Below are 16,698 nucleotides of genomic sequence, written 5' to 3'. Positions count from 1 at the left end.
ATAGCATTTGCTATAGTAAGGCACTTTTTTTAATTCCATCACGGATGTCGTAGTTCTGACCATGAAGACCACTTTTTCTGCTCGTTTTGTGCAGCGCATGGCGCTGACCACGGCCCTTTGCGCAGCAGCACTCTCTGCTGCTCATGCCGATGACCTGAATATCAAGACCATGATCCCTGGCGTTCCGCAAATCGACGCGGAATCCTACATCCTGATCGATTACAACTCTGGCAAAGTTCTGGCAGAACAGAACGCCGATGCCCGCCGTGACCCGGCCAGCCTGACCAAAATGATGACCAGCTATGTTATCGGCCAGGCCATGAAAGCCGGTAAATTCAAAGAAACGGATCTGGTCACCATTGGTAACGATGCGTGGGCAACCGGGAACCCTGTGTTCAAAGGTTCTTCTCTGATGTTCCTGAAGCCCGGTATGCAGGTTCCAGTTTCCCAGTTAATCCGGGGTATTAACCTGCAGTCAGGTAACGATGCCTGCGTAGCAATGGCTGATTTCGCCGCCGGTAGCCAGGATGCCTTCGTCGGTCTGATGAACAGCTACGTCACCGCGCTGGGTCTGAAAAACAGCCATTTCCAGACCGTACACGGCCTGGATGCAGACGGTCAGTACAGCTCCGCACGTGATATGGCACTGATTGGTCAAGCCCTGATCCGCGACGTACCGAACGAATACTCCATCTATAAAGAGAAAGAGTTTACCTTCAACGGTATTCGTCAGACCAACCGTAACGGCCTGCTGTGGGATAACAGCCTGAACGTTGACGGTATCAAAACAGGTCATACCGATAAAGCCGGTTACAACCTGGTGGCCTCTGCCACTGAAGGTCAGATGCGTCTGATCTCTGCCGTGATGGGCGGTCGTACCTTTAAAGGTCGTGAAACCGAAAGCAAGAAACTGCTGACCTGGGGCTTCCGTTTCTTCGAAACCGTGAATCCGCTGAAAGCAGGCAAAGAGTTTGCGTCTGAGCCAGTGTGGTTCGGCGACAACGACCGTGCTTCCCTCGGCGTGGATAAAGATCTGTACCTGACCATTCCTCGCGGTCGTATGAAGGATCTGAAGGCCAGCTACGTCCTGAACAGCACCGAACTGCATGCCCCGCTGCAGAAAAATCAGGTCGTGGGTACCATCAACTTCCAGCTGGATGGCAAGACTATCGATCAGCGTCCGCTGGTTGTTCTGCAGGAAATTCCTGAAGGCAATTTCTTCGGCAAAATCATTGATTACATTAAATTGATGTTCCATCACTGGTTTGGCTAAAAATCGAACACTTGAAAGTGTGATTTTGATCCCCATATACTAAGTATCCTGATAACTCCCACCTGACGTGGGAGTTATTCTTTTTGACGTTACGCCGGAGCTGACATGAAAACCAAACTTAACGAACTGCTTGAATTCCCTACCCCATTTACCTACAAAGTAATGGGTCTGGCGAAACCTGAGCTGGTTGATCAGGTGGTTGAAGTGGTACAGCGCCATGCGCCCGGTGATTACTCTCCGTCAGTAAAACCAAGCAGCAAGGGCAACTACCACTCGGTTTCTATTACTATCACCGCGACCCATATCGAACAGGTTGAGACGCTCTACGAAGAACTCGGCAATATCGAAATTGTGCGTATGGTGCTGTAGTCCCTTTGCGGTTACCCGGCTTACCGGGTAACCCCTCTCCCCCGCTGTGATATACTCCCCCTCATCATTGGTTCCTCGTCTTCGGAGACGCTGTTTTGTATCAGGATAAAATTCTGGTCCGTCATCTCGGGCTGCAACCTTATGAGCCTGTCTCCCAGGCTATGCATGACTTCACCGATTCACGCGATGACACGACCCCTGATGAAATTTGGCTGGTTGAACACCTGCCGGTATTTACCCAGGGTCAGGCCGGTAAAGCGGAACATTTATTAATGACGGGCGATATCCCGGTGATCCAGAGCGATCGGGGTGGACAAGTGACTTATCACGGCCCGGGCCAGCAGGTGATGTACGTCCTGCTTAATCTGAAGCGCAGAAAGCTTGGCGTGCGTGAACTGGTGACGTTGCTGGAACAAACCGTGGTCAACACGCTGGCGGAATATGGTCTTGACGCGCATCCGCGGGCCGATGCTCCAGGCGTCTACATTGGCGAAATGAAGATCTGCTCGCTGGGGCTACGTATTCGTAAAGGCTGTTCCTTCCATGGTCTGGCGTTGAATATTAATATGGATCTGACGCCTTTCCAGCGCATAAATCCCTGCGGCTACGCCGGTATGGAAATGACGCAGATGCGCCAGTGGGTAGATACCGCCACGCCAGATAATATACGCCCAGTTCTTCTGAAGAATGTGTTAGCGCTACTTAACAATCCCCCGCATGAATATATCCCTGCTTAATATATCATACAGGGGAGCCCGTTAATTTGACGGGCAACTATTTATTTACCGCTTTTACGCTTTACAATAATCCGCAGATTCTATATTTTCGAAGCGCCCGAATATTGCCGTTACATATTATTTAGCCTCCGGACAGCACGGCATACACAGGCTAAGTAACGTGAGTGATAATCACACAACTGTTTGTTTTTGATAAACAAGTGAAACAAAACCAACACTTTACGAATCTCTACAAGCATAATAAATAAATTCAACTATCATTCATGTTGTGAATGTATACGGAGTGAAAGCGTGGAGTCTACTAATTTACCAGCCAAACGACTGAATGAACCCGGTGGCGAAGACAAGCCACAAATTTTTCGGACTTTACGTAATATTGATCTCAATTTACTGACTATTTTTGAGGCAGTATATGTCCATAAGGGTATCGTTAACGCTGCGAAAATTCTTAATCTCACGCCATCGGCAATAAGTCAGTCGATTCAAAAGCTACGCGCTATATTTCCTGACCCGTTATTTATCCGTAAAGGCCAGGGCGTCACGCCGACGGCCTATGCGACCCACCTCCACGAATACATCAGCCAGGGGCTGGAGTCGATTCTGGGTGCGCTGGATTTAACCGGGAGCTATGACAAACAAAGAACGATCACCATCGGCTGCTCTCCTTCAGTGGGCGTGCTGGTCATGCCCGCCATCTACCAGGCCGTGAAAGAGCATGCTCCCCAGCTTCTGCTGCGCAATGTGCCACTCAACGAACCTGACGTTCAGCTTGCCCAGTTCCAGACGGATCTGGTTATTGAGAGCGGCAGCTTCAGCGCCAGAGCGCTGGGGCAAAACGTGCTTTATGCCGATAATCTGGTTTTGGTTTGCCGCCAGCAGCATCCCGCGCTCAGCGAGCCGTTAACCATTGAGAACCTGCGCAATTACGACCACTCGTCTTTCATGACCGAAGGGCAGTCCAACCATGGTCTGCGCCAGCGCATTGATGAAATTTTCCCGGAACGTCAGATCAGTTTCAGCAGTTACAATATGTTTACCACCGCCTCCCTGATTAGCAGCAGCGATATGCTGTGCATCATGCCTTCACGCCTGTATCACCTGCTGCGGAAATGCTGGTCGCTGGAGAGTATTCCACTCAGCCAGCTCAATGCGGAATCTATCGAGATTTCACTGCATTACAACAAACTCAGTTTGCGCGATCCGGTACTGGAAAACGTCATCCGCATTATCCGTCAGGCCTTCTGACAGCGAGTGTCAGCACAAGCCCCTGCCACAAGCAGGGCGAAAGGCACAAAACAACAACTATTTTACAAATTGGCGACGTGGCAGGCTGCTTTCATGGCCGTTTCAATGATATACTGCCTGTCGTTCGTTCAAAAATAGTTGATAAATACAACATTCCCTTGAATTGAAACGCTTTCCTTCGATATTCGCAACTGGAACACGCACGCTATGAGTAAACCCATTGTGATGGAACGCGGTGTTAAATACCGCGATGCCGATAAAATGGCCCTTATCCCGGTTAAAAACGTGGCTACCGAGCGCGAGGCGCTGTTAAGAAAACCGGAATGGATGAAAATCAAACTTCCGGCTGACTCTTCGCGTATCCAGGGGATCAAAGCGGCGATGCGCAAGAATGGCCTTCACTCCGTCTGTGAAGAAGCGTCTTGCCCTAACCTTGCTGAATGTTTCAATCACGGCACCGCGACGTTTATGATTCTGGGTGCCATCTGTACCCGCCGCTGCCCATTCTGTGACGTTGCTCATGGCCGCCCGGTCGCGCCCGATGCTAACGAGCCGCAAAAACTGGCGCAAACCATCGCTGACATGGCGCTGCGTTATGTGGTCATCACATCCGTTGACCGTGACGATCTGCGCGATGGTGGAGCTCAGCACTTCGCTGACTGCATTACTGCTATTCGCGAGAAAAGCCCGAACATTAAAATCGAGACGCTGGTTCCTGACTTCCGCGGCCGTATGGACCGTGCGCTGGATATCCTGACCGCGATGCCGCCAGATGTGTTTAACCACAACCTGGAGAACGTGCCGCGTCTTTATCGTCAGGTACGACCGGGTGCGGATTACAACTGGTCTCTGAAGCTGCTGGAACGCTTTAAAGAAGCCCATCCGCATATCCCTACCAAGTCAGGTCTGATGGTCGGTCTGGGTGAAACTAATGACGAAATCATCGAAGTCATGCGCGATCTGCGCCGCCACGGTGTGACCATGCTGACGCTGGGCCAGTATCTGCAGCCAAGCCGTCACCATCTGCCGGTACAGCGCTACGTCAGCCCGGATGAGTTTGATGAGATGAAAGCCGAAGCGCTGGCGATGGGCTTTACCCACGCAGCATGCGGTCCGTTTGTTCGCTCTTCTTACCATGCTGACATGCAGGCAAAAGGCGAAGAAGTCAAATAGTGCTGTAATATCCATTTACAGTAATGCAAAAAAACCGGCCTGATGAGCCGGTTTTTTTTCGCAAGCCCTCAGGCATTGCTATTACTCTTTGTGAGAAAGCTTCTCTGCCGGGATATCCTCAGCGCTTTTCTTCGCGGCTGCATCATCATCGTTCATCGCTTTCTTAAAGCCTTTGATGGCAGCCCCCAGGTCACCACCCAGCGTGCGTAACTTCTTGGTACCAAACAGCAGGACGACCAGTGCGGCAACCACCAGCAGTTTGGTAATACTAATCTCACCCATAGATACCTTCTTTACATAAAACAGGCTGCATTCAGCGCCAAAACCTGACTGTATTAACGGTCATTTGGCGCGTGCACACAATAGCAATCTGTAACAAGGTGAATCAAGCATTGTTGAAAAAAACATCACATTAATTGCGGTGGCGCAAAGCGTCGGTTACGAAGAACAGGTAATTGCTGACGCGCAAGCGCAATTCTTTCTAAAAATATCTCCGTCATCAGCAGCACCGGCGCTTCCGCTGCTGCGGCAACCGTGACTCCCAGTGGATCAACCACCCTGCTCTGCCCGATATTTTTATTGCCACACTCCCCGGAAGCAACGACATAGCAGGTCGTGTCCAGCGCGCGCGCCGCAAGCAGCGTTGCCCAATGCTGCTCTTTCAGCGGTCCCTTAACCCATGCAGCAGGCAATACCAGCACGTCTGCCCCTTGCAGAGCCAGATGCAATGCCAGCTCAGGAAAACGCAGGTCGTAGCAGGTCATTAACCCAACCTTAAACCCGTCAATATCAATTAACGGCGCAACGCGGTCTCCAGGGTCAACACGCCGTGACTCCTGAATGCTGAACGCATCATAAAGATGAAGCTTGGCATAGCGCGCGATAATCACGCCATCACGGATAGCCACCAGCGTATTTACGGCGCGCCCCGGCGCTGAAGGAACGTGCACTGTTAAGATGGTCGTCATCGCGTTACCCACGCTCTCGGTGAGCAACGGCTGTAAAAAGTCGCCATCAAGCGGCTGCGCGGACTTCACGGACAGATCCGGGTCATTATCATCCCTTGCCAGCAGCGCTTCCGGGAGAACCAACAGCGACGCGCCCTTCTGCCGGGCCTGTGTCATCAGGTTCACGCATTGTAGTGCATTAACCTGCCAGTCAGGCGTGACTGCAAACTGCCCTACCGCCACATACATATTTGTCCCCTCATCATAAACAGCGTTAAACTCGCTACTCTTACACATCAAATAGCAGGTATTTAGCGTGTTACAACTCCTTTTGGCTGTTTTTATTGGTGGAGGCACAGGGAGCGTTGCGAGATGGTTCCTGAGTATGCGGTTTAACCCCCTGCACCAGGCGATTCCCATGGGGACACTGGCTGCCAACCTGATTGGTGCATTTATCATTGGTATGGGGCTGGCCTGGTTTAACCGGATGACGCACATCGATCCCATGTGGAAGGTCCTGATTACCACCGGGTTCTGTGGCGGTTTAACGACTTTCTCAACCTTTTCTGCGGAAACGGTTTTTCTCTTTCAGGAAGGCCGTATCGGCTGGGCGCTGGTGAATATCGCGATCAACATGCTTGGATCCTTCGCGATGACGGGGATCGCATTTTGGCTATTTTCCTCAGTAAGCACGCATTAACCGCCGGGGCGTTAATGTTGGCTTAATTTTTCTCTGTCACTCTGGAGGCCATACTGAACGAGGGTGACAGAATGAAACAGAATCTGATGAGCGCAGGAATGGTGTTGTTGAGCGTACTGATCGTTGCCAGCTTCCTGAAAATGTACCTGCTTGGCTGATTCATAACGAAAAAAACCCGCTCAATGAGCGGGTTTTGAAATTCTTGCTGACGCGTCTGAATTACAGAGCGATTACGTTAGCAGCAGAAGGGCCTTTGGCACCGTTAGTGATTTCGAACTCTACGCGCTGACCTTCAGCCAGAGTTTTGAAACCATTAGACTGGATTGCAGAGAAGTGTACGAACACATCTTTGCTGCCATCTTCAGGAGTAATGAAACCGAATCCTTTGGACTCATTAAACCACTTAACGTTACCTTTAATCTTAGACATCAAAATTACCTTTACATTAAAAAACGACACAAATGCTGTGTCGGTTACCAGTACAACAATTGTGGGACCTTTTGTCCAGCGGATCTTTGACAAAAAGTGACTAAAGTCGCGTTAATTTTCACTGGCAGATTTTTATCGCTTAGGAATCAATGCCTGCGCGTTTTTTCACCAGCTGGTAACCTTTTTTCAGTCAAAACTGAAAACGCATCCAGGCGAAGTAAACGTTACCGTTGTTGTACGTCCCGGGGATGTAGGTCATCTGGAACGTTGCCGGGCCATAGCCAATCGAGGCCAAAGGCAGCAGCACGGGGATCGGAATGTAGTTCCAGTTATCACGCGCCGTCACTCCTGCGGTATAGCCTAACCCGACGTGGAAATTCTCGTCCGCCAGCGGGCGCCACGTTTTCTCCCAGCCGTAACCCCCAATCGGTTCCCATTTATTAAACGAGTCTTTAAAGGCCATCAGATAGATGCCGTGCCAGTTTCCTTTCTCATCCCAGCGTGACTGACCAAAACCAGCCCCCCACGGGCGCTCGTTGTATTTATCTGTTTTCTCTTTGTCATAAGCAAAGCGCGCATGCCACGTTATTGCCGGTACATAGAGATCATAATGTTCAGGTGCTGACCAGGTCTGCGAAACATTATCCGTAAAAGTAGAGAACCAGCCTTTATTCGTCGCGTTGTCTTCTGCCTGTGCAACAGATGAAAACGTTAACTGACCAAAAATAAACAATAAAAGAGAGAAAAAAGTATTACGTAAGCTCACAATGCAATTACCATTCTTAATATTCGAAGCAAAGTTTACCACACAATAGTTGAACCATGTCTTAACGGCATCAGCACTACTCCTAAATATCAGGCCTCTTTTCGGGAATATTCTTAAGGCAGCGTTCAGGCTGGCCCAAATAAACCTACAATATGTATGACTATAACATTTTCATCCATCCCGATTAACAGGCCGAAAAACACATAATTTTAACATTTTGTTATCATTAAAGAGACATGCTACGCTGTTTCTGGCGGTCAACTTCCTGATGACATAAATGCCTGGGCCATGGCAAAAACGCTGTGATACTGTTCTTTAGTCGTCTATTTATTGATTTTAATCAGCAAGGACAGGCCATTAATTCGGCACATTTTCATCCTTCTTATTTTATTAATTTTTTTCTACCTCAGGGCACAGGATACAGGGGAAACCATGCTTACGTTTATCGAACTCCTTATTGGGGTCGTCGTCATTGTCGGTGTAGCCCGCTACATCATTAAAGGGTACTCAGCCACGGGCGTTTTATTTGTTGGCGGCTTAACTCTCCTGATTGTCAGCGCATTAATGGGGCATCAGGTATTACCTGCCAGCGCAGCCAGCACGGGTTATACTGCCACGGATATTGTTGAATATATTAAAATACTGCTCATGAGCCGTGGCGGCGATCTCGGTATGATGATCATGATGCTGTGCGGTTTTGCCGCCTACATGACCCATATCGGCGCTAATGACATGGTGGTTAAGCTTGCCTCGAAACCCCTGCAGTATATTAACTCCCCGTATCTGTTAATGGTTGCCGCCTATTTCCTCGCCTGTCTGATGTCGCTGGCCGTTTCATCGGCCACCGGTCTTGGCGTACTGTTAATGGCCACGCTGTTCCCGGTGATGGTGAACGTGGGCATCAGCCGCGGTGCAGCGGCAGCCATTTGCGCATCACCGGCCGCCATTATTCTTTCCCCAACCTCTGGCGACGTTGTGCTGGCCGCCAAAGCAGCCGAGATGTCGCTGATCGACTTCGCCTTTAAGACCACGCTGCCGATCTCGATTGTCGCCATTGTGGGAATGGGGGTCGCGCATTTCTTCTGGCAGCGCTATCTCGATAAAAAAGAGAACATCAGCCATGAGATGATGGATGTCAGCGAAATCACCACCACCGCTCCAGCGTTCTACGCCATTCTGCCGTTCACACCGATTATCGGCGTGCTGATTTTTGACGGCAAATGGGGTCCACAGCTGCACATTATTACTATTCTGGTCATCTGTATGCTGCTGGCTGCCGTGCTGGAATTCGTGCGCGGTTTCAACACGCAAAAAGTCTTCTCCGGCCTGGAAGTAGCGTATCGTGGAATGGCGGATGCCTTCGCGGGCGTAGTGATGCTGTTGGTTGCGGCAGGCGTGTTTGCCCAGGGTCTGAGCACTATTGGCTTTATCCAGAGCCTGATCTCCATCGCCACGTCGTTTGGCTCAGCCAGTATTATCCTGATGCTGGTGCTGGTCGTTCTGACCATGCTGGCGGCGATGACCACCGGTTCTGGTAACGCGCCGTTTTACGCTTTCGTTGAGATGATCCCTAAGCTGGCTCACTCCTCTGGCATCAACCCGGCTTACCTGTCTATTCCGATGCTTCAGGCCTCAAACCTGGGTCGCACTATCTCTCCTGTTTCAGGCGTGGTCGTTGCGGTTGCCGGTATGGCAAAAATCTCTCCGTTTGAGGTCGTCAAACGCACGTCAGTCCCGGTGCTGGTTGGCCTGATCATCGTCATTATTGCTACCGAAGTGCTGGTTCCCGGCGCTGCCTAAGTAAAATTCCTGATTTCCAAAAAGCGCCTGCTGGCGCTTTTTGTGCTTTAATAACTCCCAAAAATTAATCGAGCACAACCAATCAGGAAATCACATGTTCAGGAAGGATATTGTTATCTCGTCTGGCGCAGTTGCGCTTGCACTCAGTGTCTTCTCCGCACAGGCAGAACCGCTCAACGCTACGCAATATGGCGATTTCGATCGCTATGTACTGGCGCTGTCCTGGCAAACCGGGTTTTGTCAAAGCATGGTTGAGCGTAACCGCAATGAACCGGATGAATGTCGTCTGCAAAAAGAGAGCGAAAATAAAGCCGATTTTCTGACCGTCCACGGGTTATGGCCTGGTCTGCCGAAATCGATAGCGGCACGAGGCGTGGATGAACGTCGATGGATGCGATTTGGTTGTGCCACGCGTCCCATCCCGAATATGCCGGAAGCAAAGGCCAGCCGCAAATGTGCTGCTGCCGAAACCGGGCTGTCGCTTTCCGGTGCGGCAAAACTTAATGAGGTGATGCCAGGCGCGGGCGGAAACTCCTGCCTGGAACGGTACGAATACGCCAAGCATGGCGTCTGTTTTGGTTTTGATCCCGATGCCTATTTCGGCACCATGGTGAGAATGAATCAGGAAATGAAAAACAGTGCCGTCGGTCAATTCCTCGCGGCTAACTACGGTAAAGCCGTCAGTCGTCGTGATTTTGACAACGCCATTGCCAAAAGCTGGGGCAAAGAAAACATCAAAGCCTTTAAGCTGACCTGCAATGGCAACCCGGCGTATCTCACTGAGATGCAGATTTCGCTGAAAGCAGACACCATTAACCAACCGCTTTCCGCAACGTCCTTTGCCCCGCAGCCACATCCTGGTAACTGCGGAAAACAATTTGTCATTGATAAAGCCGGTTATTGACCCACCACCGGGCGCACCATATCGAACCGGTGTTCATCACTTATCCCATAGTACGCCGTCGGCCCACCCGCTCGCAGGATGGGCTGCGCTTTCGCCGTCTGGTATATCCCCTCTTCCAGTAGCGTTTCCGCTATATGGATCCCCACCACTTCACCCAGCACCAGCCAGGTATCAACCGGGGTGCCATCGGCTCCGGTAAGCTGAATGCACTGAGAAAGGCGGCACTCAAAATTGACCGGGCTTTCCGCCACACGAGGAGCACTCACCAGTTGGCTTGCGGCGGGGGTTAATCCTGCAAAGGTAAATTCATCCCGATCGTGAGGAAGCGTAGCCGAGGTTTGATTCATGGCATGTGCGAGATCGCGCGTCGCCAGATTCCAGACAAACTCCTTTGTCTCGTGAATATTACGCACGCTGTCTTTCCAGCCGTTGCTGGAAAAGCCGATGATCGGCGGGCGATAGTTAAAACAGTTAAAGAAGCTATACGGCGCGAGATTCAACTGACCGGCCCGATCGCAAGAGGAGATCCAGCCAATCGGACGGGGACCAATAATGGCGTTCAGCGGGTCATGCGGCAGGCCGTGCCCCTGAGACGGTTGATAGAAATACATAGTGCTCTCTCGTTGATGGGGCAGACACGCATAATGCTTCGCGCAACACCCGGGTTCAGGATACTCAGCGTAACGCAATCCGCCTGGAATTAAGACTGAATAAATTTCAGCGAAAATTCATATGGGACATGAATGTGACCTTCATCACTTCAAACTTGAGCGTTCAGCCAGTATCATCGGGTAAGTTAAACCCTCGCTGCCAGACGGCGAGGGTTTTCTTTTGGATTGGTTTCTGCGTTAGACGCAGCATTAACGACATGGAGTAAAAAATGTCCAGACCCACCATTATCATCAATGAACTCGACGCAGAACGTATCGACCGATTGCTGGAAAAAGCCGAATTCGCCTCACTTCCGGTGGCCGATGCCCTGAATGAGGAACTTGACCGCGCGCAGATGTGCACACCTGAGTCAATGCCGCATGACGTGGTCACCATGAACAGCCGGGTAAAATTCCGCAACCTGACCACCGGTGAAGAACTGACCCGCACGCTGGTTTACCCGGCTCAGATGACTGACAGCAGCGCGCAGCTTTCGGTTCTTGCACCTGTCGGCGCCGCACTGCTGGGACTGCGCACAGGAGATACCATCCACTGGGATTTACCGGGCGGGGCCTCCACTCACCTGGAAGTACTGGAACTGCTCTACCAGCCAGAAGCTGCGGGCGATTACCTGCGTTAATCCCTTCTGAACAAGCGCCCACTCGCTTTGCACAGAGGATGCACCCGCATCCTCTTTCCGCAAATTCACCTGATTTTCCTATATCACCCTTATTCCCCTTAATACACGCTTAATCTGTTTTGGTGCCGTGGGGACGGTCATGGGTGAGATAGTGGTTATCACATTCATTTTTTTGCTTTTTGTGGCCATCATCGTCTCGGCTGTGCTTTACCTTGAACGCCATTGGTGAACGCTCACGTCACCGCTCTGCCCCGCACGCTGCGCAATGATTTTTTTCGCGGCATCACGATCGTCATCAAAATTGACGGGGTGATTACAGAATCCATAACTATTTTGTGGTTGAATGATTTCAGCGTTTATAAACAAGGAGAAACGGGTATGTATCAGAGAATCATTATGCCGGTTGATGTTTTTGAAATGGAACTGAGTGACAAAGCAGTGCGTCACGCGGAATTTCTCGCACAGCAGGACGGAATCATTCACCTTTTACATGTCTTGCCAGGCTCTGCCAGCCTGAGTCTGCACCGCTTTGCCGCCGATGTGCGTCGCTTCGAAGAGCACTTACAGCACGAAGCCGAGACGCGCCTGCAAACTATGGTCGGGCATTTCAGCATCGACCCGTCGCGCATCAAAACCCACGTCCGGTTCGGTAGCGTACGCGATGCCGTCAATGAACTGGCCGCGGAGCTGAATGCAGACGTGGTGGTGATCGGTTCACGCAATCCTTCCATCACCACTCACCTGCTGGGGTCAAACGCCTCCAGCGTGATCCGCCATACCCACATTCCGGTGATGGTGGTCCGTTAACTGCCCATAAAAAACCCCGCTTGCGCGGGGTTTTATTTATCAGTACAGATGACCAATATTGACGATGGTACTGACGGTATCACCGAAGAAGGTCAGGCGGCTGAGCACCACGCCCACCAGCAGGATAACAAATACGGCTTTCTGCATCGGATGGCGCCTTAGCGACAACGTGAACCCCACAACGCAGCACAGCAGGCAGCCCAGATAGAGCGGCGAGCTTAACCAGGCGTGAGCGGTCATTTTCATGATGGTACCGCCGCTGAGCCAGAGTACCGGTGCGGCAATCAGCAGCGCCATCAGGGCGATAATGCCCTGACGCAGTGCGACAGCTGACGCTTTCATCCCGAGCAGCGGTGTAGCTGCACAGCCCAGCACCCAGACGGTGGCAAAGAACAGCATCATGGTGATGCCGTTGGCAATGGCCTGCATCGCCGGCGCGGCGTAGGTCATCCCCTGCACCACCACCAGCAGTATCCCGAACAGGGACGCCAGCAGCGCTGCGCCTTTGTTGCCTTTCGTAAGGAAAGCCAGGCCAATTGTGCCGCCATACAGCGTCGCGCCGAGAATCTCACGGCTCAGCCAGGCATGTTTCAGGTTGATTAACGCATTATAAGCGTGTTCCGGGTGCGCCAGATGCAATACCGCGGCGATGGAGGCAACCCCCAGGATCAGCCCCGTGATCAGCCAGTGAAGACGGTTGCCCTGCACTTCGCCACGCAGCGTGCGCCAGCTCAACAGGAGCGTCATCCCAACGGACATCTGGCTCAGCACGGTAAAAATCACCAACGGCAGTTCGTACTTTTCCATTATTTGTCCCCCGGCTGTTTCGGCTGGCGTGCCAGAATGAAGCGCGTACCCGGATTAAGCTGCGGCATTTTTGGGAAGCCCGGCGGATACTGCACGGCATTATTTGGCAGCGGATCGGCATCCAGATCGATCAGGGTCAGCGCCCCAACCGGGCAGGCGTTAACGCAGGCAGGATTCAAGCCGATATCCAGACGTTCGTAGCACATGCTGCACTTCTCGGCCTTCTGCGTTTCCTCATTGAAGCGCGGAGCGCCATACGGACAATTGCGGATACAGTTTTTACAGCCGATGCAGCGCTCAGGGTTATGCACCACCACGCCATCATCACGTTTGGTGTAGGCTTCCACCGGGCACGCCGCCAGACAAGCGGGGTTTTCACAGTGGTTACAGGCCAGCGAAAAGAACGCACGCTCCTCATGCGGGTAAATTTCTTTATCCAGCGGGTAGACATAGCGCCAGAAACGTTCGGGTTCGAGCTGGTTGAAGCTCTTACAGGCCATGGCGCATCCGCGGCAACCAATACATTTATCACTGTTCACTAAAAATGCGCGTCTCATGCGTCCGCTCCTTCATTGGCAATGAGGACAATATCGACAAACTGATCGTGAATAGCCGCGCCCGGTGCACCGGTGGCCATTTTACCCATATCGGCCGGGGTATCTTTCACCACGTTCTGCACGTTATAGCTGAGCTTGTTGAACCAGGATTCGTACATGACCAGGAAATCTTCCGGTACATTGGTGGTGACTTTGGCACGCAGTTGAACCTCGCCGATCTCGTTGAATACCCGCACTGTCGCCAGGTCTCGGATCCCCTTTTTCTTCGCAGCAACCGGGTGGATATAGACAAAGGGCTCCGGCCAGAAGACCTGCATCCAGTCAAGGTTAACGAACTGCGAATGCAGGCCGTACTGCAGGTGCGGCGTAAAGAGCTGGAACGGCAGTTTACCTTCTGCGGCTGGCAGATATTCCGGCAGCGCTTTATGGCCGTTCTCTTCGCAGCGCGCGGATAAAAACTCATACTTGCCTGACGGCGTTTTGAACTTCCGATCGTGCCAGGCTGCGCTGCTCGGCATTTTGGCCTTCACCGGCCCCTTCAGCAGATCGTCCCAGGAGCTGATGCCAAACTGCTTCGCCAGCCCGTCGTTGAATTCCAGATCCAGCCATTTTTTCTGGTCAACATCCTGTGGGAAGGTGCAAGAGCCCGGTTCCATTTTGTTGATGGTACGGGAGAGCAACACGGCAATATCCAGGTCGCTCTTGCATTCGTACATCGGCTTGATGGCAGGTTCGTTTACCGTCAGCCAGTAGTGCCAGTAAGACGAAGAGGCGCTCCAGTGCTCGAAGGTGGTGGTGACAGGCAGAACGATATCCGCGTGCTGAACCGTCTCGTTAAAGAACTGATCCACGCACACCACCATTTCCAGCTTGTCGAACGCTTTTTTCATCTTGTTGTGGTCGAAGTCCTGGGCAAACGGGTTCTTACAGGCCACCCACAGCATGCGGATAGGGGGATCGTTGGCGTCCAGAATGCTTTGCGCAGTCTGGTTCAGGTTGAGCGCGCGGTCAGAGTACTTGCGCTTTTCGCCGCTATCGCTGACAAACTCGCCCACCGGGCCTGATAGCCCTTCCATCCCTACAGAACCCACCGGGGGTGTCTGCGTCATTGCGTGGTAGTTATAGCCCCAGGTCTGCAGATGGCCGTAGCGAGCGCCACCGCCTTCTACGCCGATATTGCCGGTCATGGCGACAAAGGCATCAATCGCACGCACGTTCGCACCGCCGTTCACGTGGCGCTGCATACCGTAGCCAATCCAGACGGTGGAAGGCTTAACCGCCGTGAACTCCTCGGCAAGCTGGCGAATCACATCCGGCGCCAGACCACAAATTTCCGATGCCCACTCTACCGTGATGTTGTTGAGCAAGTACTGCTCAAACTCCGGATACCCGTGCGCGAAATGATTGACGAACTCCTGGTCCACGCGGCCGGTGTCCACCAGATGGCGCGCCATACCCAGCGCCAGCGCACCGTCTGAACCTGAACGCACGCGCAGATAGAGGTCGGCTTTCGCGGCAGTTTGCGAGAACAGCGGATCGATAACCACCACTTTCGCCCCTTTCTCGCGGGCCTGATAGATGTACTTCATGGTGTGCATGGAGCACCAGGCCGGGTTCGCCCCCCAGAGGATAATGTATTTGGCTTTAACCAGATCTTCCGGGTCGTTACACCACATGTCGCCCATGTCGTAGTGCTGTGCGTCAATGCCCGCAGGCCAGCACGGCGTACCGGCAAAACGCGTGGTGTAGCCGAGCGAGGACATCATCCCCTCCACGGCATAGCTCATCACCCCCAGGTTGCCGGAATATTTGGTCAGCGCCAGGCCAAGCAGGGAGCCATCTTTCTTTTTGATCTCCAGCATCTTGCTGGCGATCCGCTGCATGGCCTCATCCCAGGAGATGCGTCGCCATTTGCCGCTGCCGCGTCCGTCCTGAATCATCGGGTATTTTATACGGTCCGGCGAGTAGACCCGGCGCGGGTAGGTCAGCCCTTTCACGCACGGCGCACCGTGGGTAAAGGTGGATTCGCTTGCCCCCTCGACGAAGGTAATCACGTCATCTTTCACCCACGTTTTTAGACTGCAGGTGTCATAGCAGTTACGCGGACAGGCGTTACGGAAGATTTTGTAGGTTTTCGGGTTAAACGGAATGGGCGGTTGTGCCATGGCACATCGGGAGGATAATAATCCGCCGGGTAATGCGGCGACGGTACCTAGCGCAATCAGTCCTTTTAAAAAGGAGCGCCGGTTAAGCTGCCCTTTATCAATAGTCATAATATTACTCTCGTTTTTAATTCATCAAACCAATTAGTCAGTAGCACGGCGAGGCATTTAATTACGGCTGTTTTCGCATAATCCTTTATTTTTGCGATAAATGCCGGGAGCCATAATTCGAGATGCGCGCGGACAAAACGGGTAAGTGCTTCATGATATTGTGGTGAATGTCTGGCATGCACTAATAGCATCACGGCCAGTTCAATTTCATAGCTGATATGGTCGTCGGGGACGCTATTTTCCGCGGTGACGGACAGCCCAATGCTCTGCAGGAATTCGCGCACGCTCAGCGTCGTCGCCCCCATCAGCAGAGGCTCGTCGTCCAGATAAACCGAGGCATAAGGTGGCGCCAGCAGCGTCGCCGGGCCGACAAACAGCGCATTAAAGTCATACTCGACGTTTAACGCCTCATCCTGCGGCCAGGACTCACTCTCAGGGAAAAAATAGCGTAACGAGGCGCATCGCGAGGTCATATCCGCCGCGTTGAAGAAATCACGAAACATCAACCCCTTTATTTCAAAGGGTGTTAACGCCTCATATATTGAAGGTGTGAATATATCTTTATCATTCATGTTAAATATAAATATTTATCAACAGAAAACGACGAGATATTATCAGCA

At 52.1% G+C, this 16,698-nt stretch carries 19 protein-coding genes; 10 read left to right on the top strand and 9 right to left on the bottom strand.

The features are described from left to right. Positions 1-61 precede the first annotated feature (61 nt). From dacA to lipA, 5 genes are all read left to right on the top strand, one after another. Positions 62-1,273 carry a D-alanyl-D-alanine carboxypeptidase DacA gene (dacA, locus tag ABFI50_RS15220; RefSeq protein WP_014882991.1) on the top strand — a complete coding sequence of 404 codons (1,212 nt, stop codon included), beginning with the start codon at positions 62-64 and terminating at the stop codon, positions 1,271-1,273. Between the two features lie 105 nt (positions 1,274-1,378). Continuing rightward, on the top strand, positions 1,379-1,642 hold the full coding sequence (ybeD, locus tag ABFI50_RS15215) for a DUF493 family protein YbeD (protein WP_003858718.1): 264 nt from the start codon (positions 1,379-1,381) through the stop codon (positions 1,640-1,642). 95 nt (positions 1,643-1,737) lie between these two features. Further along, positions 1,738-2,379, top strand: a complete 642-nt coding sequence (lipB, locus tag ABFI50_RS15210; RefSeq protein ID WP_048997024.1) for a lipoyl(octanoyl) transferase LipB — start codon at positions 1,738-1,740, stop codon at positions 2,377-2,379. 291 nt (positions 2,380-2,670) lie between these two features. Continuing rightward, entirely contained in the window at positions 2,671-3,624 is a 954-nt protein-coding gene (locus ABFI50_RS15205; RefSeq protein ID WP_176260432.1) for a YbeF family transcriptional regulator, read from the top strand. 207 nt (positions 3,625-3,831) lie between these two features. After that, complete coding sequence (gene lipA, locus ABFI50_RS15200) at positions 3,832-4,797, top strand: lipoyl synthase (RefSeq protein WP_050862827.1); 966 nt, start codon at positions 3,832-3,834, stop codon at positions 4,795-4,797. An 81-nt stretch (positions 4,798-4,878) separates the two neighbouring features. Here the strand turns inward: lipA and tatE are convergent, their stop codons facing one another. Both tatE and ABFI50_RS15190 read right to left on the bottom strand, forming a co-directional pair. Continuing rightward, a complete protein-coding gene (gene tatE, locus ABFI50_RS15195; RefSeq protein ID WP_014882988.1) occupies positions 4,879-5,079 on the bottom strand; it encodes a twin-arginine translocase subunit TatE in 201 nt (66 codons plus the stop codon). A gap of 125 nt (positions 5,080-5,204) precedes the next feature. After that, positions 5,205-5,993 (bottom strand): deaminated glutathione amidase, encoded by a 789-nt coding sequence (locus ABFI50_RS15190; RefSeq protein ID WP_014882987.1) that lies wholly within the window; start codon positions 5,991-5,993, stop codon positions 5,205-5,207. Between the two features lie 67 nt (positions 5,994-6,060). Here ABFI50_RS15190 and crcB point away from each other — a divergent pair, with 67 nt between their 5' ends. Then, a complete protein-coding gene (gene crcB, locus ABFI50_RS15185; RefSeq protein ID WP_014882986.1) occupies positions 6,061-6,444 on the top strand; it encodes a fluoride efflux transporter CrcB in 384 nt (127 codons plus the stop codon). A gap of 219 nt (positions 6,445-6,663) precedes the next feature. On the opposite strand, the gene cspE is transcribed toward crcB, so the two are convergent. Next, the gene (gene cspE, locus ABFI50_RS15180; protein ID WP_002439184.1) at positions 6,664-6,873 is read right to left on the bottom strand and encodes a transcription antiterminator/RNA stability regulator CspE; all 210 of its coding nucleotides are present in this window, start codon (positions 6,871-6,873) and stop codon (positions 6,664-6,666) included. Positions 6,874-7,063: 190 nt separating this feature from the next. Further along, positions 7,064-7,681 carry a lipid IV(A) palmitoyltransferase PagP gene (gene pagP / locus ABFI50_RS15175; RefSeq protein WP_023336913.1) on the bottom strand — a complete coding sequence of 206 codons (618 nt, stop codon included), beginning with the start codon at positions 7,679-7,681 and terminating at the stop codon, positions 7,064-7,066. Between the two features lie 390 nt (positions 7,682-8,071). On the opposite strand from pagP, the gene dcuC reads away from it, so the two are divergent. Together dcuC and rna are read left to right on the top strand one after the other, a co-directional pair. Further along, positions 8,072-9,439 carry an anaerobic C4-dicarboxylate transporter DcuC gene (gene dcuC, locus ABFI50_RS15170; protein ID WP_014882984.1) on the top strand — a complete coding sequence of 456 codons (1,368 nt, stop codon included), beginning with the start codon at positions 8,072-8,074 and terminating at the stop codon, positions 9,437-9,439. A 94-nt stretch (positions 9,440-9,533) separates the two neighbouring features. Beyond that, a complete protein-coding gene (rna, locus tag ABFI50_RS15165) occupies positions 9,534-10,343 on the top strand; it encodes a ribonuclease I (RefSeq protein WP_032637201.1) in 810 nt (269 codons plus the stop codon). Here the strand turns inward: rna and ABFI50_RS15160 are convergent. After that, positions 10,337-10,954: a flavin reductase family protein gene (locus tag ABFI50_RS15160; protein WP_023336911.1), complete on the bottom strand. Its 618-nt coding sequence runs from the start codon at positions 10,952-10,954 to the stop codon at positions 10,337-10,339. The two genes, rna and ABFI50_RS15160, sit on opposite strands and share 7 nt — an antisense overlap. Before the next feature lie 269 nt (positions 10,955-11,223). Between ABFI50_RS15160 and rnk the strand changes: the two genes are divergently transcribed. Both rnk and uspG read left to right on the top strand, forming a co-directional pair. Beyond that, complete coding sequence (gene rnk, locus ABFI50_RS15155) at positions 11,224-11,634, top strand: nucleoside diphosphate kinase regulator (protein ID WP_014882981.1); 411 nt, start codon at positions 11,224-11,226, stop codon at positions 11,632-11,634. 378 nt (positions 11,635-12,012) lie between these two features. After that, the gene (gene uspG, locus ABFI50_RS15150) at positions 12,013-12,441 is read left to right on the top strand and encodes a universal stress protein UspG (protein WP_014882980.1); all 429 of its coding nucleotides are present in this window, start codon (positions 12,013-12,015) and stop codon (positions 12,439-12,441) included. A gap of 39 nt (positions 12,442-12,480) precedes the next feature. On the opposite strand, the gene ABFI50_RS15145 is transcribed toward uspG, so the two are convergent. Genes ABFI50_RS15145 through ABFI50_RS15130 form a run of 4 tightly spaced genes read right to left on the bottom strand, consistent with a single transcriptional unit; the run spans position 12,481 to position 16,581 of the window. After that, positions 12,481-13,248 (bottom strand): DmsC/YnfH family molybdoenzyme membrane anchor subunit, encoded by a 768-nt coding sequence (locus ABFI50_RS15145; RefSeq protein WP_014882979.1) that lies wholly within the window; start codon positions 13,246-13,248, stop codon positions 12,481-12,483. Next, positions 13,248-13,805 carry a 4Fe-4S dicluster domain-containing protein gene (locus ABFI50_RS15140; RefSeq protein WP_014882978.1) on the bottom strand — a complete coding sequence of 186 codons (558 nt, stop codon included), beginning with the start codon at positions 13,803-13,805 and terminating at the stop codon, positions 13,248-13,250. Before ABFI50_RS15140 ends, ABFI50_RS15145 begins: the two co-directional genes overlap by 1 nt. Continuing rightward, positions 13,802-16,078, bottom strand: coding sequence for a molybdopterin-dependent oxidoreductase (locus ABFI50_RS15135; RefSeq protein ID WP_347484428.1), 2,277 nt, complete (start codon positions 16,076-16,078; stop codon positions 13,802-13,804). Before ABFI50_RS15135 ends, ABFI50_RS15140 begins: the two co-directional genes overlap by 4 nt. After that, the gene (locus ABFI50_RS15130; RefSeq protein WP_347484426.1) at positions 16,075-16,581 is read right to left on the bottom strand and encodes a molecular chaperone TorD family protein; all 507 of its coding nucleotides are present in this window, start codon (positions 16,579-16,581) and stop codon (positions 16,075-16,077) included. The genes ABFI50_RS15135 and ABFI50_RS15130 overlap by 4 nt, the downstream gene beginning before the upstream one ends. Positions 16,582-16,698 lie beyond the last annotated feature (117 nt).

This window comes from Enterobacter sp. HNDS-6, assembly GCF_039850505.1.
Classification (GTDB): domain Bacteria; phylum Pseudomonadota; class Gammaproteobacteria; order Enterobacterales; family Enterobacteriaceae; genus Enterobacter; species Enterobacter kobei.
This window is presented reverse-complemented; position numbering and strand designations above follow the sequence as displayed.